This window comes from Aureibaculum marinum, from assembly GCF_003813905.1.
Classification (GTDB): domain Bacteria; phylum Bacteroidota; class Bacteroidia; order Flavobacteriales; family Flavobacteriaceae; genus Aureibaculum; species Aureibaculum marinum.
Genome location: NZ_RPFJ01000002.1, coordinates 233311 through 252656 on the forward strand (window position 1 = coordinate 233311; position 19346 = coordinate 252656).

Genomic DNA, 19346 nt, shown 5'->3' on the forward strand with positions numbered 1-19346 from the left:
TTAATAAACAAATTGATAAAATCATCAAACATGTTTATCAAGCATTGTTTAATACAATTACTCTTTATTCTACAACATATATACTATAAATAATTACACGCTAAACACATCATTTTTAAATCAATTGTAAGGTAGTTGTTCTAATAAAATTATAAGAAAAGTAAACGGTGAAGTAACACTACTTTCTTAAAGTATAGCTTAAAAATAATTCCAAATATAGTATTAGTACTATTCTCTTAGTTTTTTTACAAAAAAAGAGGATTTTTATCCCCCAATAAAAATCCTCTTAACAAAATAACTCAACTCAAATACAGTACTTTATTCTTCGGCTACAAACCTCCAAACCCATCCAGAATCTCCAGCGGGTGTTAATGCGTTATGTAAAATTAATTCGGTATCAGTCAACCTTATAATGTCATAAACCCCATCAGGATTAGCTCTGTTAGCATCATCACCCAAAATTTTTACTCCACTTAAGGTTAACTTCTGATTTGCTACATCTAAGACAAAACTTCCTGTTTCAGGAGCTGCACCAGTGGTAGCTACTCTAATATAATTAGCAGCTCCATCAAGGTTAAAAGTCATACTTCCATTTTCTTGCCCATCATTTATACAGCATTCTCCAGCATTCCACCAAAGACCTTCCCATCCATCAATATTATTAGGAGCGATCATATACCAAAAAGGAACCGATTGATTAAAAATCCATGTTTTACCTTGGGTAGTATTTTCACCAACAAGATCATACCAATCTTGATCTAAAGGCTGGTCTAATACATCAATTTGAACATCTATAGTTTTAGTAAAAAATTCAGCTCCTAAAGAACCCGTAAATGTAAATGTATTATTACCTGGAATAGGATAAACAAAAGAAGCTTCATCACTAAAAGCTCGTCCTATATTATAATCCCAATATCCAGTTACCCCTGGTGTTGCCATTTTAAGGGTAATTCCATTTCCACCAGGAGTACTTTGAGTAGCGACAAGTTCAACACCGTCAATATCGGTGATATTTTGTAAAATATCTTCGTCAACAATAGGATCACAAGCAACAGCAGTGAACACTAAAAAAACGATTAGTATTTTTAATATTGTTTTAATTTTCATATCTCTATATTTAAAATTTTTATAATTTTTACCAACCAGGATTTTGGTTATAAACACCATTAGATAAACGAATTTCAGTTTCAGGAATAGGAACTAATCCTTTAGTCTCTGATCTATAGTTTGGACTATAAGTTGCGTCTACACCAGAGTTTCTTACGTTAAGCGTATAATTAAATGCAGTATCAACATCTCCCCAACGTACAAGGTCAAACCAACGCAATCCTTCAAAAGCAAATTCACGCAAACGCTCTTCTTTTATTGCTTCTATAGAGTATCCTATTGCTGGCAAACCAGCTCTTGCTCTTACTCTATTCATTCCATCGTCAGTTTCTGTAATTTCAGAATGCATAAGTAAAACATCTGCAAAACGCATAAAAATAAAATCTTGAGCATGCATCAATTGCATATCAGTATTACTCCAATCATATAACTGAACAAACATACCTACATTACTACCAGAGCCATCATCATGTTGAATAGAAATATATTTTTTGTTAAAGAAACCTGTTTCATGATCACCTTTATCAGGTGAATAACTATCAGTACCTTGTGCACTATCTCCCATAGGAAGAATAGAGCCTTCTTTTCTTGGGTCTGCATCATCCCATGAATTCCATAAATTTGGGTTTACTGTACCCCAGCCCCAACCTTGACCGAAAGGAACCATAGAATTATCACGAATACCCATATATAAAGCAAGTCTATTGGTATAAATATTTCCATTAGTCCAGCCCCAATCTCCAAATGAAAAGCGTTGTACAAACATACTTTCATAGTTTCCGGTACCAAATGTTGGCGAGTGCCCATCTTGACCTACCCATGACAACCCTTCAGCATCTGCCCAAGGTAAAACTACAGTACCTGCACTTTGATTTACATAAGAATATGGCCATAAATTTCTAAAATCAGGTGTTAAAGCATAGCCACTATTAGAAATGCAATCTTCTAGATAAGCTGCAACATCTGCTGCTGTTAAAGATCCACCATCAGCTAAAGGCAAATCACTTGTAGCTTGACCTTCCATATTGGTCATATATCCGGTATAATGTAAAAATACGCGACCCAAATATGCTTGTGCTACCCATTTATTAGCATGTCCATATTGATCTGTTGGAATACTTGTAAAAGGGATATTAGGCATAGTTTCAATAGCTAGTTTTAAATCAGAAGCTATTTGTGCAAATGTTTCTGTATACGTATTTCTTGGACCATCTTTAGGTTGATCTACAGCAATAATTACTGGTACGCCTCCAAAGAATTTAGCCAATCTGAAGTAATAAAAAGCTCTCATAAACAAAGCTTCACCAATAGCTTGATTTTTAAAATCTTGAGCTTCTTGCTCACTACTAAAATAAGTAGAAAAATCAGCTGTTTCGGTTTTCTCAATAATGGCATTACATCTAGCAATACCGTTATAGGATTGTATCCATAAATCTCGATAAGTATCTTCTGAAGGATCTTCAAAATTATCTACCCATTTTGCTGATTTATCATCTGGACCTCCACCAGCTAACATCATGTCTGACATTAAGTTTGCTGCAATAGCTTCATTACTATGAACATTTGCTGTATAAAGAGCATTATAAACACCGGCCATGGCCTCTTCTATATCAGTAGGAGTTTGATAATAAGTATCTAAACTTTTTCCATAAAGATTATCTTGATCTAAAAAGTCTTCATTACAACCAACTAAAATAATGAGTGCTATAAAGGCTATTGAATATTTTAAATTTTTCATGTTTTTCAAATTTTTAAATTAAAAGTCTACACTTAACCCAAACATCACAGTTCTTGGTTGTGGATACAACCCTAAATCTATACCAGACGCCCAATCTTGATCATGTCCAAATCTCACTTCTGGATCCATTCCATCATACCCAGTAAAAGTGTATAAATTAGATACAGATGCATATACTTTAAGATTATTAACAAAAGCTAAATTCTCAAGAACTTTTCCAAAATTGTAACCAAAAGTTAAATTATTTATTCTTACATAATCAGCATCATGTACATAAATATCAGAAATAAAGTTTGTATTTCTATTAGAAGATGAAGATAATCTTGGATAACGATCAGAAGTACCTTCACCATGCCAACGTTGAAATATTTGAGTGGTGTAATTTTGATCGAATCTATCTGCAAATGAACGATACGATTGCATTACCTGCATACCAAACTTTCCTGTAAGGGTAGCATTTGCATAAACACCTTTATATTCAAAATTTAATTGAAGTCCCATTTCAAAATCTGGATTAGGATCTCCTATCATCAATTTATCATCTTCATCAATAACACCATCTTGATTTTGATCTACAAAGCGAACATCTCCTGGACGTTGATCTGCAAAATACGGTGTACCATCTGTTGGTTTTACATAAGCATCAACTTCAGCCTGATTCTGTAGAATTCCATCGGTTTCATAGCCATAGAAAAAACCAATTGGTTTACCTACTTCTACTCTAGAAACAGCTGCTGTTCCTTGAGAAAGTACACTACTAGACCCTTGAATTATTCCGTCTGCATTATCAATTTTTGTTACTTCATTTTTATTATGAGCACCACTTAAAGAAATTCCATATTTAAAATCATCTTTACTATCATTCCAACTCAATACAAATTCAACACCAGTATTTTCAATATTACCACCATTAATATAAGGAGGTGCAGCACCTGCAGTACCACCAATACCTGCTAATACTAACCAATCTTTTGTAGTTTTTTTATACCAGTCAAAAGCAAAATTTAATTTAGAGTTAAAAAATCTAGCATCAAAACCAAGATCTAACTGCTCAGATGTTTCCCATTTAACATCAGGGTTAGTTACCCTTTCTGGATAAGATGTAACTCCTGAAACAGGCTTAGTATCTCCAAAGAAATAACCAGGAAAAACATAAGCAATTTGGGCAGAATAAATAAATGCTGGGATGGATTGATTACCATTTTGCCCCCAACTTGCTCTAAGTTTGGCAAAATTAAGGATTCCTGAAGTATCAATAAAATCTTCTTCAGACAGAACCCAACCTGCTGATAGAGAAGGAAAATAACCCCATCTATTTTCTTTTGAAAAATTAGAAGAAGCATCTGCTCTCATAATAGCAGTAAACAAATATTTTTCTTTATAATTATATTGTAATCGAGAAAGGTAAGATAAAACACCACCACCGCCAGCAGCATAATCAGCTCCCCAAACATTAATATCATTAATTGATTCGGGGCTTTCGGTATTTTGAATGTAAGCATAATCAGGATTTCCAGGAAATAGTAAATTATTTCTAGAACCTCCTACATTTGTATTAATTTGATTTTTTACAATTTCACTACCAACAAGGGCTTTTAACTCATGGTCTCCAAAAGTGTAATCATAAGAAAGTGTTGTAGACCATGTTTGATTATTACCAAAGTATTGACTTTGCGAAGCTCCTTGTATATTATCTACATAAAGCAACCCTAGTTGTTTTGTTGGATCCATTGATCTACTATGTCCAAACCAAGCATCAACGCCATAAGAAGTTCTAAATTTCAAATTCTTAATGGGCTGAAGTTCTGCAAATACATTTCCTATAATTCTATTTCCTTTACCATAATTATAGTTATGGCGGTAATACATCTCTGCCAATGGATTGGTTTGATCATTTGCCAATCCGTCAAGTGTTGGAGTAAATCCAAACTCATTAATATTATTATCAATAGCAGGTTGCCAATAAGCAGGCTGTAAAGGATTTTGAACAAGAGCATTATGCAAATCATTATAATAAATATTACCTGTTGCTACACTTCTGTTTTCTGTATTATTATAAGTAAAATTTTCTCCAACAGTAATAATATCATGCTCTTCATTTTTTTTCAATACCATTTGCGTATTTAATCTGGCAGTTAATCTTTTAAAGCCTGCTCCAGTAATATCGTGACCAATGATACCTTCTTGTTCAAAATAAGAAATACCACCTGAATAGGTAATATCTTCACTACCCCCTGTTATATTTACGGAGTGGTTTTGAATACTTGCATTTTTGGTTGTCATTTCATCTATCCAATTTGTACCTTCCCAACCATTTTGAAGTTTTTGCCAAATTTCTTCACCCAATTGAGTTCCTAAGCCTGGATAATTAGATTCTAACCAATTATTATTTTTTAGAATAGCCTCCCAATCATTCGGAGCTAATCCATCATTAACTCTACCTTCATCCATAATAAACATGTACTCTTGGGCATTTAAAGGGTCTAGGTTTTTATATATATTTTGAAAACCATAGTAAGAGTCGTAACTAATTTTTGCAGGAGAGTTTCTACGACCTTTTACAGTTGTTACTAACACTACACCATTAGCGGCTCTAGATCCATAAATGGCTGAAGATGCAGCGTCTTTTAAAACATCAATAGACTCGATATCTGAAGCACTTAAGTAATCAATATTATCTATTGGTACCCCATCAACAACATAAAGAGGATCAGAATCACCAACAGTACCTAAACCTCGAATAGTTACTCGGGTACCAGCACCAGGCTGTCCGTCATTTCTAGTAACACTAACCCCAGCAGCAACACCTTGAAGGGCTTCCATTGCAGTTCCTGTATTTAATGCTGCAATATCTTCTCCTTTCACGTTAACACCAGCACCTGTTACTAAAGATTTTTTTTGGGTACCATACCCTACAACAACAACTTCATCTAAGGCTTCAGAAGTTTCTAATAGTACTACATTAATAGTGGTTTGGTCTCCTACTAAAATAGTTTGTGTAGTCATACCTATAAAGGTAAAAACTAGCTGATCAGTAGCATTTACATTTGAAATGCTATACTTACCATCAAAATCTGTACTTGCTCCGTTAGTTGTACCTTGTACAAAAACTGAAACTCCAGGAAGTGGTAGTCCTGAAGCATCCGTAACAAGTCCGGTTACTGTCTTTTCTTGCGAAAAGACATTTTGCACACATAAAATAACACATGCAATAATTGCGAGTTTAAATTTTATCATCATTCTTAAAATATTAGTTAGTTAATCTATTTTTAATTACACGAATTACTAAATATTAAAAAACAATAAAACCAAAAGGAGTATCATTACTCCGACTAAAATAAGCTCTATAATTAATCGATATTTAGCTTTTTTGTAACTCAATTTTCTTAACTGTTGAGACTCAAATTTAACATATGTTTAAGACAACTTTTAACACATAATATGCAGATACTAAAACAAATGTTGCATTAGCCTTAAATACAAGCATATTTGCAACATTTGTTCTACATTACGAAACATTTATACTACCACAATAAAAAAGGTATATGTAGGCTATAGTATATAGATATACTTATAAAAACAAATACTTTGCTTTACTAGCCAAAGAAGAATTACAAATTAACTATTGTGTTTTTCTACTTCGGTAGGTAGCATACCGAAGTGAGCTTTAAAGCATTTTGAAAAATATGAGGGAGAAGAAAAACCAACACTAAAGCATGCTTCACTAACAGATGCACTTCCTTTTTCTAAAATCTGTTTGGCTCTTTCTAAACGAGTTTTTCGTATAAATTCATTTACTGTTTGTCCAGTTAGTGCTTTTATTTTTCGATACAGTTGACTTCTACTTAAATTTAATTCTGAAGCTAGTTCTTCTACACTCAAATTTGAATCTCCAATATTATCGTTAATATAATTCAATAATTTTTGTATGAATTTTTTATCAATAGAGGTTGTATCCACACTATTATTGGCACCACTAATAGCTCCAAAATATTTATCAAAAATTAACTGTCTACTTTTTATTAATTGTGCCAATTTTTGTTTTAAAAGGTTTAAATCAAATGGTTTTGCCATATACGAATCAGCACCGGTTTCTATGCCTTCTATCTCATTCTCTACAGTAGATTTAGCTGTTAACATTAATAAAGGGATGTGACTAGTCATAGAATCATTTTTAATAATTTTACAAAAATCTAACCCATTCATTTCGGGCATAATTACATCAGTAATGATAACATCAGGAAATGATTTTCGAGCAATTTCTACTCCTTCTTTTCCATTACTTGCCAACAATACTTTATATTGATTATTCAACTCATTTTTTAAATAATCTCTTAACTCTGCATTGTCTTCAACTACTAACAGTGTATATTGTTTAGGTAATTGAACATCACTATCTTGTTGTTTATTCAATTTTATAGATGTAGAACTTAATAGAAAAGCTTCTTTATTTTTAGAGGTCTCTGTTTCTTTAATTACAATTTCACTTTCATTAAAATGTTTATTTCCAAGTGGCAATAATATTTTAAAACTTGTACCAACGCCAACTTCACTTTTTACTTCAATTTTGCCTTTTTGTAATTTGACAAAACTTTGTACTACTTCCAACCCTATTCCTGTACCTCCTATATAACTTTTATTCTGATCTTCAACTTGATAAAAACGTTCAAATATTTTATCCACTTGGTCTTTTTCCATCCCCATTCCGGTATCAGTTATTATAATTTCTATCGCTTTTATAGGGTTAACCTCATCTACCAATGGTAATAAATAGAGCGTATCTGTGGATAAAAGTTCTACTTGAATTGATCCTCCTTCAGGAGTTGCTTTAATAGCATTTGATAATAAATTGAAAATTATTTTTTCTAACATATTAAAATCTGCCCAAACTACAGCGTCTGGCAAATCAGTATCAACACTTAATAAAATGTTTTTATTAAATGCTTCTTCTTCAAAATAACTAACAATGTTATTTGTAAACTTTATTAAATTTATTTTTTCTGCTCTAACTTTCAGTTTATTTAATTCTAATTTACGAAAATCCATAAGTTCATTTATCAACCTATAAAGCCTATACGTATTTCTATAAATCACAGTATGTTTATTTTTTACACTTTGAGGTAAATTAAGTTGGGTATTACTAATAATGTCTTTTAAAGGATTCATTATTAACGTAAGCGGAGTACGAAATTCATGTGAGATATTTGTAAAAAACTGAATTTTTCTTTGATTTAATTCATCTTTTTGTTGTTGCTGCAAACGTTCATTTTGGAGTAATTGCTTTTCTTTAATTCTATTTTGCGTTAAATAATTTAGTAAAAATAAACTTAGTAAAAATAAAACGATGTACGAAAATATTGCCCAATTAGTTCTCCACCAAGGAGGAAGAATGGTTATTTTTAATTCTAAAGGGGTTTTGTTCCATACGCCATCATTATTAGAGGCTATAAGTTTAAAAGTATAATCTCCATGGTCTAAATTAGTATAGGTAGCACTTCTTTGTTGCCCTACGTAATTCCATGAAGACTCATAACCTTCTAAATAATAAGCATAATTGTTTTTTTCTGGACGAGTATAGCTAATTCCTGAATATTCAATGGTAAAAACAGATTGTTTATGAGTTAATGAAATACTATCTGTTTTTAAAATTACATTGGTTAATGGAGAACCTTTTTCTCTAGCAATAACTTTTTTATTAAATAGTTTAAATTCTCTTAAATAAAGAGAAGGTACTCTTTTATTGGTTTCAATTTGTTCTGGGTTAAAATAATCTACCCCTTTATAATTTCCAAAATACAACATCCCTTCTTTATCCTTTAAGACTGATCCAAAATTAAAATCATTGGATAACAGTCCGTCATTTGAGGTATAATTGGTAAATTTTACATCCTTCAAATTTATTTTTGTAATGCCTGAATTTCCACTAATCCATAAGTAATTATTACTATCTTCAATTATAGCGGCTACATTTTCTTCATGTAAACCTGTTGTATTATTAAACCACTCAAACGTATCATTTATTTTATCGTATTTACAAAGTCCTGCTCCTCTTGTACCTATCCAAATACTATTATTTGTTCCTTCATAAATGGTAAGAATATGATTTGCATCTGAAGGGTTATTGTACTTCTCTGACATTCTATCTGAAAAGTTAGTAATATTAAATTCTCCGTTATTTAGTTGTTCTATTTTAAATAAACCGTTTGTGGTACCAAGCCAGATATTATCTTCAGAATCAATCAAAACTTTTCTAACATCTATAGTTAAAAGTCCATTTTTTTCAAAAACTTCTGAATCATATTTTATAATTTTATTTGTTACGGGGTTATATGAATGAAGTCCTTGATAATAAGTTCCTAACCAAATATTGCCTTTCGAATCCTCATCAATACTAGTAATTGTATTTGACTTTAGGTTTTCTGATGTATTTTTAATAGAATAATTTTTAAATTTTCGTTCACCTCTTTTTAAAACAAAAAATCCACTATCCCAACTACCCGCGTAAATATTCTTTTTAGAATCTAGAAATAAACAAACAATAAAATCAGAAGTTAAACCTGAATATGCTATAGCATCTTTACTATTTATATGGGTGATTTTAGAATTTTTAGGATTATAAACATCTATTCCACCACCATCTGTAGCTATCCATAGTTTATCATCATTATCTTTAACAATACCCATAACAGCACCAATATTTAATGAGTTAGTGTTATTTGGAATGCTTTTAATATGCATAAACTTATCATAAAGTTTATCACTAACAGCAACACCACTATTGTAATACCCCATCCATATTCTTTCATCTCTATCTACAAATAGACTCCAAATAGAATTGTGAAGAATGGTATTTTCTTGATTATAACTTACAGCATAATTTTTAATAAGCTCTCCATTATTTTTAATATGAAAAAGACCATCATTTTCGGTACCAATCAACAAACTACTGTCTGACAATTGAGTAAAAGTCATTATTTTTTTTGTTGAATATTTTAATTGTTTTAGTTCAATAATATTATTATTACCATCTTCTGTTAAGGTACATTTAAAAATACCTTGATCAGTTTGAGATCCTATCCATAGATTATTCTCATTATCTATAAATAGCGATTCTATAGCTCCATCAAATGTGCCTTTATCTTTTAAAAATAATTTAGTTTGAATAAGTTTATTATTAGCTACATCAAGTTCTTTAAGTCCAAAATTTGTACCTACATAAGTTTTTCCATGTTTTGTATGTCGAACAGAAGTTATATTTATAGGAGAGTAATTCTGATTAACAGTGGAGTTTGCCACTTTAGTAATGGCGAAAGTATCTAAATTTAATTTATAAAGACCTGTACTATTTGTGGCTATTAATAAATTATTATTTGAGTCTTCTTCCAATGCAGAAATATATTCATTATCAACATTAGTGGTATCTAAAATAAATCTTTCAAACTGGTCTAAATTTCTATTATAAAGATTTAATCCGTTTTCAGTTCCTATCCAAAATCTATTTTTACTATCTAGAAAAGCACTCTGTACTCTACTGCTACTTAAAGAAGTTGAATCTTGAAGATTGTGAGTGTATTGCACATAATCAAGACCATCAAATTTATACAATCCTGCTCCACTTGTACCAATCCAAATAAAGCCATAATTGTCTTGAATTACTTTAGAAACACCAACTTTTGAAATTCCTTCTTTAATATTAATAAATTGAAATTCCTGATTAAAATTTTGTGCCCAAGCATTTATAGTTAATAAGATAAGATAAAAAGTAAATAATTTCTTCATATTATAAATGCTTTTGTAACGATACTAATTCAAAATTACAATTTTTAAATTTATAATATTTGTTGAAATTAAGCTTTACGCCATTCTTTTTCTCAACTTTAATTTGTTTTACAATGTTATAATTCCTATAAATATCTTTTACTATTTTGTGGTTATATTGTAAAAATAATAATAAGTGAATATAAATTTTAAAGCTGAAAAATATTTTTGATTGTTATCCACTTCTCATCTTTTTCTGCCAAAGGCAAAGCATATTGATTACCAATCAATAGTATTTGAATTATAACTATTCACTTTTTCTAGAAAGGTTTATTAATAATTAAATAAACAAAACTAATTATAGCATAAAATATAAAACAAAAAAATCAGTTTAAACATATGAAAGTTATAGAGCTAAAATACAACACATTATGAAAACCTCCTTTATTATTTCAATTTTTACTATTCTACTAATATCCTGCTCATCAGACAGTGACAACACTATAGAGCCACCGGTAAAAAATGTTACTTATGCTAATGATATTAAAAGTATAATAGATAGTAATTGTATTAATTGTCATTCAAATCCTCCCAAAAGCGGAGCTCCTATGGCTTTAGTTACACTAGAAAATGTAAAAGAAGCTGTAGAAAGTAGAGATTTAATTGGAAGAGTTGAAGATGGTTCTATGCCCCCTAGTGATGAAAATTTAACAGCAGACCAAATACAATTAATTAAAGATTGGGAAAATAATAGCTTTAAATAACAAAAACCAATTTATTGAATTGGTTTTTGTTATTTAATATATTTATAATTAGTGCAATTTATACTTTACATTAACACTAAAAATATGATTTTTTAGATTTATAGCACTATAAAAAGCTCTTTTACTTTCTTCTTTATAATTGCTAAGATAAACTAGCTCTCCAACTTTTTTTCCTGCACTATTTGCAATACTGTTAGCTCTTTTTTTAGATTCTGAAATGGCTTTTTTTGATAAGTCTTCAACAGTTTTTGCAGACAATGGTTTATAATGTACATATTTTTCGTTTATACTAACTCCATTTCCATTAATAGATAATAACTTTATTAGTTTATCTTCTGAAGTAGTTTCAAACTGATAAATCATTCCTTTTTTTCTATATCCAAGTGCTGCATACGCAAAAGCATCTTCTTTCAATTCTGATGTATTAAAATTGTTACTTTCTAACTTCTTAAAATAATCACTTTTTATTTTTTCGAAAGTTGAATTTTCTTCATAACTATTATAGACTAAGCTTTCAGCAATAATAATTGTAGCTGAATATTTTTCAATTTCTCTTGAGTATTCCACCTGTTCTGTAATTTCAATATAAGCTTTGTCAACTTGTGCATTAGAAAAAGAAGTTACCATCACTAAAAGTAATGTTAATAGTTTTATATTACCTAAATAATTAATTACAAATTGATTTATTTTTACAGTTTTCATGTTTTGTTTTTAAATTATTAATATTTCAATGTTTTGTTATATAGGCAAAAGTCTATTAATTCTTAATCCTATAAAACACATTTTATAGGCTATTACTAACCCCTAAATACTGGGGATAAAAAATAAGTTTTAGAAAATTAATAACAACTAGGTAAGTTATTTTTTTAATTGAATGCAAGTAATTTCAGGTCTCATACCAATTCTACCGGGAAACCCTAGCCAACCAAGCCCTCTATTTACATATAAATATTGATTTTTATGCTGATATAGACCTGCCCAATGTTTATATTTATATTGAATCGGGCTCCATTTTTTACTCTTTAAATTAACACCTGCCTGCATACCATGAGTATGTCCTGAAAGGGTTAATGCAATATCTGTTTTATCAATAACTTCTTCTGTCCAATGTGAAGGATCATGAGATAATAAAAGTTTAATTGGCATATTCTTTACATCTTTTAAAGCTTCATTTAAATTACCATATTGTTTAAAAGGAGGTTTACCCCAATTTTCAATACCGACCACAGCAATTTTGTCTGAATTTTTGGAAACAATAGAAGCCTCATTTAGCAATAGCGTAAAATCAATTTTTTTAAAAAAATATTTTATTGATTCAAAATTAGATTGTTTACTTTTAGGGGTTTTCCATTCACTATAATCCCCATAATCATGATTACCCAAAATAGCAAACTTACCATGTTTTGCGTTTAATTTTTGAAAAACTTTTGCCCACCCTTTAAGCTCCCATGCATAATTATTAACTAAATCTCCAGTAAAAACAATAAGATCTGGTTTTAACTCATTTATTAATTTAACAGCTCTGTCTAAAATATGGTAACGAGAATTAAAACTACCAATATGAATATCAGAAATTTGAACAATTTTAAAATCTAAAAAACTCTTAGGTAAATTGCTTAATTCTACTTCTACTCGATGAATTTTAAATCTGTAAGCTGCCTTAAAAATTGCATATACTATTACTAAAAAAGGAAAAAAACCAGAAAGTAACGCCAATACTATTACAAAAATTAACCAATTAGAATTTGGAGATAAAAATTTGGTGAAATAAAACAATGTTATTACCGAAACAAAAATAATTTTTGGAATAAAAGAAGATACAGTAAGACCATATAGACCAGAAATTAATAATTGTCTTCTACTAGGATGAACATTATCCATTCTAATCTTTAAAATTAAAATTGAAGTAATTAAACCAATAGAAAACAACCAAAAAACTATATAAATAATTAATTTAATTGATGCTGAATTAATATAATTTACTATTGATTGTAACCCTACAAATGCAAGAATATCAATTATAAGTATGGCAAGGCACAATAAAGCAATAGTAAAAAAAGAGAATGACTTCATTTTAAGAACATTACATAAATTACATAAACTATTCTGTTTTATAAAAAGATTGACAAATTCTGGCTAAATGCTAGCAAATCAAAATCTGTTTAATATAATTTTTTTATGTAAGAATAGAATGTTAAATTTAACTATTATTAATGAAGTATAAATTAAAATAATAGAAAGATGGAAGTAATTGTTCAATTTGTAAAAATGCCAACGAGCGAAACAATGGAAACCTTTGTTGTTGAACGCTTAGAAAAACTAGCTAAAAAATATGATTGGATTATAAATGCTAATGTATCTTATAAGTTAGAAAATGACCCTACAGGAAAAGGCAAAATCTGTGATATAAAATTAAGTATTCCTGGACCAACACTATTTGCAACATCTAATGAAAAAACATGGGAAGGTGCAACTGACGAAACCATTAGAGATTTAGAAAGACAATTGAAAAAACGAAAAGCTACTATGAAAACACACTCTTAAATTTATATCATGGGTCTATTATTAGTTAATAGACCCATTTTTTTAGAACTGATACCTTAAACTTAAAGCTAAATCAAAATCTAAATTATCTCCATAGTTATTAATAATGCCAAGTTCAGGTCTAAAATCTATTGAAATTAATAAAGGTATTTCAAAATTATACTCAATTCCAACATTTCCATCTCCATTAATAAATAATCCATCTTCATCATCATATTCATATTTATCTTTATGATTCCAAGTTCCGATACCAGCTCCAAAACCAGCATACCAATTAAACCCTCCCTCTATATTCCATACCCATTGATAAATACCTGATAATTTCCAAGCATTTCTATAAGTGGTATTTCTTAAGCCTAAGTCAAATTCCAATCTATTTACATCATTTAACTTTTTTTGATAAGAAATTTCAGCACCAAAACCGTCATTATCACCAATACGGAAACCGATAGCATGTTCAGAAATTTCTTGAGCTGAAATTTGATTTACAATCCCTACAATTACAACTATTATAAAAATTAATTTTTTCATACAGTTAAAGAGTTTAGCATTCTAATTTTAAAATACAAAAGTCGCATTTATAACTAAAAAAACCTTAGCATAATTACAATAATTATAAACATGCATCAATTAAGTTTCTACTATATGTTGCGTTTTATTGAGGTTATAAAATTCGCCTATGGTAAGATTGTAAAAAATGATATAAATCATCTTGGAGAGCAATAAAATTACACTAAATTTGTACCTCTAAAAGAGAATCTTATGTCAGAAAATATTGAAAAAATAAAATGCCTTATAATTGGTTCTGGTCCTGCAGGCTATGCGGCAGCCATTTATGCGGCAAGAGCAGATTTAAAACCTGTTATTTATACAGGCTTAGAACCAGGAGGCCAATTAACAACAACTACTGAAGTAGACAATTACCCTGGCTACCCCGAAGGTGTTGATGGCACTATGATGATGGAAGACTTTAAAAAGCAAGCAGAGCGTTTTGATACCGATGTAAGGTATGGAATGGTTACTAAAGTAGATTTTAGTGATAAGGTAGGTGGTATCCATAAAGTAATTGTTGATGGAGCTAAAGAAATTGAAGCCCAAACAGTAATTATCTCAACTGGTGCTACGGCTAAATATTTAGGATTACCTAGTGAAGAAAGATTAAAAGGTGGTGGTGTTTCAGCTTGTGCAACTTGTGATGGCTTCTTTTATAAAGGTCAAGATGTAATTGTTGTAGGTGGAGGTGATACTGCTGCAGAAGAAGCTACCTATTTAGCCAAATTATGTAAAAAAGTTACACTTCTAGTTCGACGAGGCGAAATGAGAGCTTCAAAAGCTATGCAACACAGAGTAAATACTACAGAAAACTTAGAAGTGATGTATTTTACTGAATTAGATGAAGTATTAGGTGATCAAGTTGTTGAAGGTGTAAGAGTTGTAAATAATCAAACTGGTGAAAAACAAGAAATTGAAGTCACTGGAGTATTTATTGCTATAGGACACAAACCAAATACAGATCTTTTTAAGGGTATTTTAGATATGGATGAATCTGGTTATTTGATAACTAAAGGTAAATCTACGAAAACTAAATTACCAGGTATTTTTGCTGCTGGTGATGTACAAGATAAAGAGTACAGGCAAGCAATAACTGCAGCAGGAAGTGGATGTATGGCTGCTTTAGATGCAGAAAGATACTTAGCTGCTTTGGAATAGAATAAGTTTTTTAATAAATAAAAATAGGCTACTTCCAATTTGAAGTAGCCTATTTTTTTACTAAAATGAATGAAGCTAGTTTTATAAAATTCACTTCAACATTGTATTTATTTATTTCTAATTTTTCCACCAGAAGAACTATTTTTTTCAACGTGCTCTGGATCTCCAAAGTATTTAATATCTCCACCACTACTGGCATTAGCATCTAATTTTTCTGTTACAAAAACAGAGATATTTGCACCACTTGAAACATTAGCAATACATGTTTTTGCGGTTAATTCATCAGCTTTAATATCACTTCCACTTGAAGAGCTTGCATTAAAACTACCTGTAGCTCCTTTTAACTTAGCAACTGATCCACTACTAGTATTACAAGTTAAATTAGATACATCTACCGTTAAATTCACATCGGCTCCACTTGAGGTATTAACTTCTAACTCGTCAGTTGATATGGTATTTTCTGAAATTACATTTGAACCACTCGAAGCTTTAATTTTAACAATATTAGAAGTAGACAAGTAGATTTTTCTTGACTTGGCACTCCAAATATTTTTTTCAGAATAAATACGCAACACTCCATCTTCAACTTCGGTAATAATTAAATCGTGTAAATTTTCATCCGCCTCAAGAGACAAAGACGGCACATCACTTATCGTTAAGCGAACTTCGATGCCATGACTTACAGAAATTTCATCAAAATCTGAAGAAACTGTTCTACTTTGTGTAATTACATTTCTATTTCCTTTAACACCATCAAACATACAAGAGGTGCTTATCAAAAGAAGAATTACTACTGAAACATTAAATAAATTTTTCATTGTTATTACTATTAGTTAGTTATGTTTATAAAGGTATTCAAAATTAATATACCTCTTTTAATTACAACATTTTTAATTACTGAACTGTACTTATTTATAGATGAATTGTAATTATTATTTTTCTTTTTTATGATTATAACTCAATACTCTTTTTAGTAACCAATTGTTTTTTTCATAAACCCAAAGATGTGTAAAATAGGCTATGCTTGTTCTTTTATCATCTTGATAAAAACGATGTGTTCCCTTTTGGATAGCTCCATATAAATTATCCTGACGATCTTTTAAAGGAAAAACTTCTAAAGTTTCTTCGAGAAGTTCTCGTCTAAATTTATATGATGATTTACACAAACCATTTTTGGTGTTTTGGATAAAATTTTCTTTTCCATATATAACTCCAGATTCATCATGATAAAATTCTAAATTTTCATGGATTAATGTCCTTAACAAATCTAGATTGCACGTATTAAAACTAGAATCAAAAATTAAACTATCATTCCTTTTTAGATCGAGATATAATTCTGTTGATTTTGATATCTGAGCAAATGTTGAAAGTGACATTAAAACTAAAACATAAACTACATTAACTTTTTTCATTATAATTCATTTGTTTCATATAGAAAGCTTCTCTTATTATCGTCGTTTTCTGAAGTTTTATTTTTAAAATTGTTTAGAGATATCAAAATGTATTCATATCGTTTTGTTCTATCTGAAACATAAAATACTTGACGTGCAAAAACCTTACTTATAGAATCTTTATCCCAATTACCCAAATCACCTTTATCAAGGTCTAATTTTATTGTGTTTCCTGCAAATTTATAATTTACACTTTCAAAATTTCCAGTTTTTTTAATAGAATCCATTACCTTGAACATGCTAATTTTTTCTTCATTATTACGTTTAGCTTTTGGAGGAGGACAATCCAAACATTCTAAACCATCATCTGTCATTCTAAAATAATGTTTAGCCATATCTCTGCTATACATATTATTAGTAGTTTTAATTCTATTTAAAAACACCCGAGAAGATTCGTCAAAATAAATAATTTGATTTTCTGGCAGAAATACATTTATTCTCAAATCTTGATTTCTAAATGTGTTTTTACTATCTGTTAAAAAATAACTATTAAGTAATAAACTAGAGCCTATTTGTTGATATTCATAATCGATTCGTTCGGCATTTTCTCTTGCAATTAATCGGGTTCTTCCGTTTGCTCTTCTATAAATTTTAGTGTAGGCTTCAGTACTATCTGATTTTCTAATAGAAATATTAACATCATTTGAATAATATTGTATCTGATTATTAGCATCTAGTACTTTTTTAAAATAGATTTTATGATTAAAATTGTTATTATTTGATAGATCTTCATTATCAATCATTTTTATTATTAATGTATCTAAAGGTGTAATAGCAATCTCGCTTTTCTCTACGGACGTGCCCTCATTAATAAATTCAGCACCTTGTCTAATGCCCAAATAAATGGCTGCAAACAATGCAATAATCCAAACCGCAAATAACACTAACTTTGTAGTTCTCCCTACTATTTTAGTTCTGTTAGACAGAATAAACAGCCCCAATACAAATAACATTAAAAGAGGAATTCCTATTAAAATAAGAATAAGCAAAGATATTATCCAAAAAGGAACACCAGTAACATTAAAAGTGTCAAAATTAGTATTAATACCTCCATCAACTCCCATAAAATCAAAGGTTCCAGCAGTAAACAAGCTAATTACAAGGGCGATTAAGGCAATAATTGAAACTACAATTACTACAACTCCAATAAATTTTCCAATAACCATAAAAAGAGCAGAAATTATATTTCCTATGGTTTGGATTAAAGTTTGTAATCCTGATTTTACTCTTTTACCTCCGGTTTTTAGATCTTTTTTTTTTACAGCATTAGAAACATTATCGTATGCCCCTTTTACGGCATCAGAAACTTCACTAGCCGCCCCTTTTACACTCTCAGAAACATCTTCAAATTCAGCTCTTATTTTCTTTTCTATATTAGAAATATTAACAGCTTCTCCTTCCATTTGCAACTTTTCTGCTGTAGTTTTTGCTTCTGGCAATAAAATCCATAAAATAATATAAACAATAGGTCCAACTCCAAAACCAAAAATAGCAACTAACCAAGCAATTCGTATCCATATAGCATCTACATCAAAATAATGAGCCATTCCCGATGCCACACCTCCTATAAATTTATCTTCGCCATCTCTAAACAACTTCTTATTTGAAGATTTACTGCTATAATTTTTACCTGAATCATCTGTAAACAACTCTTCATCAATCATATAATCTTCGGGTTGTCCCATTACCGCAATTATCTCATCAATATCACTTTCACTAATAACCTGACGAGGATCTTTTACTCTCTCAGATAGCAACTCGCTTATTCGAGATTCTATATCATTTATAATTTCGTCTCTACCTTGAGGGTCATCACTTAAAGAGCGACGTATAGCATCTAAATATCTTTTTAATTTTTGATAAGCTACCTCATCAATATGGAAAAAGATTCCTCCTAAATTTATATTTATAGTCTTATTCATTATTTGTTGGTTTTTTGCTAGTTACAGTATCTACAGCCGAGACCAAATCGGCCCAAGTAGTATTTAATTCTCTTAAAAATAAAGTGCCCGTTTCGGTTAACCCATAATATTTTCGTGGTGGACCAGATGTAGATTCTTCCCAACGATAACTTAACAGACCTGCATTTTTAAGCCGAGTAAGTAAAGGATAAATAGTACCCTCAACAACCAGCAATTTTGCATCTTTAAGGCTTGAGAGTATCTCGTTAGTATATGCATCACCATGTTGTAGTATGGATAAAATGCAAAATTCTAACACACCCTTACGCATTTGTGCTTTTGTATTTTCTATCTTCATTTTTGTCTGTTTAAT

The 19346-nt window shown here is 30.1% G+C and carries 14 protein-coding genes; 3 read left to right on the forward strand and 11 right to left on the reverse strand.

Annotated elements, in window-relative coordinates; translation table 11 throughout:
• Nucleotides 1-318: 318 nt before the first annotated feature.
• From EGM88_RS01700 to EGM88_RS01715, 4 genes are all read right to left on the reverse strand, one after another.
• Complete coding sequence (locus EGM88_RS01700; protein ID WP_123896236.1) at nucleotides 319-1107, reverse strand: hypothetical protein; 789 nt, start codon at nucleotides 1105-1107, stop codon at nucleotides 319-321.
• A 28-nt stretch (nucleotides 1108-1135) separates the two neighbouring features.
• A complete protein-coding gene (locus EGM88_RS01705; protein WP_123896237.1) occupies nucleotides 1136-2845 on the reverse strand; it encodes a RagB/SusD family nutrient uptake outer membrane protein in 1710 nt (569 codons plus the stop codon).
• An 18-nt stretch (nucleotides 2846-2863) separates the two neighbouring features.
• Nucleotides 2864-6085: a SusC/RagA family TonB-linked outer membrane protein gene (locus EGM88_RS01710; RefSeq protein ID WP_123896238.1), complete on the reverse strand. Its 3222-nt coding sequence runs from the start codon at nucleotides 6083-6085 to the stop codon at nucleotides 2864-2866.
• A gap of 378 nt (nucleotides 6086-6463) precedes the next feature.
• Entirely contained in the window at nucleotides 6464-10624 is a 4161-nt protein-coding gene (locus EGM88_RS01715; RefSeq protein ID WP_123896239.1) for a hybrid sensor histidine kinase/response regulator transcription factor, read from the reverse strand.
• Between the two features lie 410 nt (nucleotides 10625-11034).
• On the opposite strand from EGM88_RS01715, the gene EGM88_RS01720 reads away from it, so the two are divergent.
• On the forward strand, nucleotides 11035-11367 hold the full coding sequence (locus tag EGM88_RS01720; protein ID WP_123896240.1) for a hypothetical protein: 333 nt from the start codon (nucleotides 11035-11037) through the stop codon (nucleotides 11365-11367).
• 48 nt (nucleotides 11368-11415) lie between these two features.
• Here the strand turns inward: EGM88_RS01720 and EGM88_RS01725 are convergent, their stop codons facing one another.
• Nucleotides 11416-12069, reverse strand: coding sequence for a hypothetical protein (locus EGM88_RS01725; RefSeq protein WP_123896241.1), 654 nt, complete (start codon nucleotides 12067-12069; stop codon nucleotides 11416-11418).
• 156 nt (nucleotides 12070-12225) lie between these two features.
• The gene (locus tag EGM88_RS01730; protein WP_123896242.1) at nucleotides 12226-13440 is read right to left on the reverse strand and encodes a metallophosphoesterase; all 1215 of its coding nucleotides are present in this window, start codon (nucleotides 13438-13440) and stop codon (nucleotides 12226-12228) included.
• A gap of 168 nt (nucleotides 13441-13608) precedes the next feature.
• On the opposite strand from EGM88_RS01730, the gene EGM88_RS01735 reads away from it, so the two are divergent.
• Complete coding sequence (locus EGM88_RS01735; RefSeq protein WP_123896243.1) at nucleotides 13609-13911, forward strand: HPF/RaiA family ribosome-associated protein; 303 nt, start codon at nucleotides 13609-13611, stop codon at nucleotides 13909-13911.
• A gap of 42 nt (nucleotides 13912-13953) precedes the next feature.
• Here EGM88_RS01735 and EGM88_RS01740 read toward each other — a convergent pair whose 3' ends face one another.
• A complete protein-coding gene (locus EGM88_RS01740; protein ID WP_123896244.1) occupies nucleotides 13954-14442 on the reverse strand; it encodes a hypothetical protein in 489 nt (162 codons plus the stop codon).
• 231 nt (nucleotides 14443-14673) lie between these two features.
• Here EGM88_RS01740 and trxB point away from each other — a divergent pair, with 231 nt between their 5' ends.
• Complete coding sequence (gene trxB, locus EGM88_RS01745) at nucleotides 14674-15621, forward strand: thioredoxin-disulfide reductase (protein ID WP_123896245.1); 948 nt, start codon at nucleotides 14674-14676, stop codon at nucleotides 15619-15621.
• 107 nt (nucleotides 15622-15728) lie between these two features.
• On the opposite strand, the gene EGM88_RS01750 is transcribed toward trxB, so the two are convergent.
• The 4 genes from EGM88_RS01750 to EGM88_RS01765 all read right to left on the reverse strand — a co-directional run bounded on the left by EGM88_RS01750 (nucleotide 15729) and on the right by EGM88_RS01765 (nucleotide 19331).
• Entirely contained in the window at nucleotides 15729-16439 is a 711-nt protein-coding gene (locus tag EGM88_RS01750; RefSeq protein ID WP_123896246.1) for a head GIN domain-containing protein, read from the reverse strand.
• Between the two features lie 114 nt (nucleotides 16440-16553).
• Nucleotides 16554-17033, reverse strand: coding sequence for a nuclear transport factor 2 family protein (locus tag EGM88_RS01755; protein WP_123896247.1), 480 nt, complete (start codon nucleotides 17031-17033; stop codon nucleotides 16554-16556).
• Nucleotides 17033-18994 (reverse strand): PspC domain-containing protein, encoded by a 1962-nt coding sequence (locus EGM88_RS01760; RefSeq protein ID WP_123896248.1) that lies wholly within the window; start codon nucleotides 18992-18994, stop codon nucleotides 17033-17035. The genes EGM88_RS01755 and EGM88_RS01760 overlap by 1 nt, the downstream gene beginning before the upstream one ends.
• Complete coding sequence (locus EGM88_RS01765) at nucleotides 18987-19331, reverse strand: PadR family transcriptional regulator (protein ID WP_123896249.1); 345 nt, start codon at nucleotides 19329-19331, stop codon at nucleotides 18987-18989. The genes EGM88_RS01760 and EGM88_RS01765 overlap by 8 nt, the downstream gene beginning before the upstream one ends.
• Between the last annotated feature and the right edge of the window lie 15 nt (nucleotides 19332-19346).

Excerpts from the sequence above, each read along its gene's own strand:
- EGM88_RS01740 (WP_123896244.1), bottom strand. The coding sequence starts at position 14,442 with ATGAAAAAATTAATTTTTATAATAGTTGTAATTGTAGGGATTGTAAAT.
- EGM88_RS01715 (WP_123896239.1), bottom strand. The coding sequence starts at position 10,624 with ATGAAGAAATTATTTACTTTTTATCTTATCTTATTAACTATAAATGCT.
- EGM88_RS01725 (WP_123896241.1), bottom strand. The coding sequence starts at position 12,069 with ATGAAAACTGTAAAAATAAATCAATTTGTAATTAATTATTTAGGTAAT.
- trxB (WP_123896245.1), top strand. The coding sequence starts at position 14,674 with ATGTCAGAAAATATTGAAAAAATAAAATGCCTTATAATTGGTTCTGGT.
- EGM88_RS01710 (WP_123896238.1), bottom strand. The coding sequence starts at position 6,085 with ATGATGATAAAATTTAAACTCGCAATTATTGCATGTGTTATTTTATGT.
- EGM88_RS01755 (WP_123896247.1), bottom strand. The coding sequence starts at position 17,033 with ATGAAAAAAGTTAATGTAGTTTATGTTTTAGTTTTAATGTCACTTTCA.
- EGM88_RS01700 (WP_123896236.1), bottom strand. The coding sequence starts at position 1,107 with ATGAAAATTAAAACAATATTAAAAATACTAATCGTTTTTTTAGTGTTC.
- EGM88_RS01705 (WP_123896237.1), bottom strand. The coding sequence starts at position 2,845 with ATGAAAAATTTAAAATATTCAATAGCCTTTATAGCACTCATTATTTTA.
- EGM88_RS01765 (WP_123896249.1), bottom strand. The coding sequence starts at position 19,331 with ATGAAGATAGAAAATACAAAAGCACAAATGCGTAAGGGTGTGTTAGAA.
- EGM88_RS01730 (WP_123896242.1), bottom strand. The coding sequence starts at position 13,440 with ATGAAGTCATTCTCTTTTTTTACTATTGCTTTATTGTGCCTTGCCATA.
- EGM88_RS01760 (WP_123896248.1), bottom strand. The coding sequence starts at position 18,994 with ATGAATAAGACTATAAATATAAATTTAGGAGGAATCTTTTTCCATATT.
- EGM88_RS01720 (WP_123896240.1), top strand. The coding sequence starts at position 11,035 with ATGAAAACCTCCTTTATTATTTCAATTTTTACTATTCTACTAATATCC.
- EGM88_RS01735 (WP_123896243.1), top strand. The coding sequence starts at position 13,609 with ATGGAAGTAATTGTTCAATTTGTAAAAATGCCAACGAGCGAAACAATG.
- EGM88_RS01750 (WP_123896246.1), bottom strand. The coding sequence starts at position 16,439 with ATGAAAAATTTATTTAATGTTTCAGTAGTAATTCTTCTTTTGATAAGC.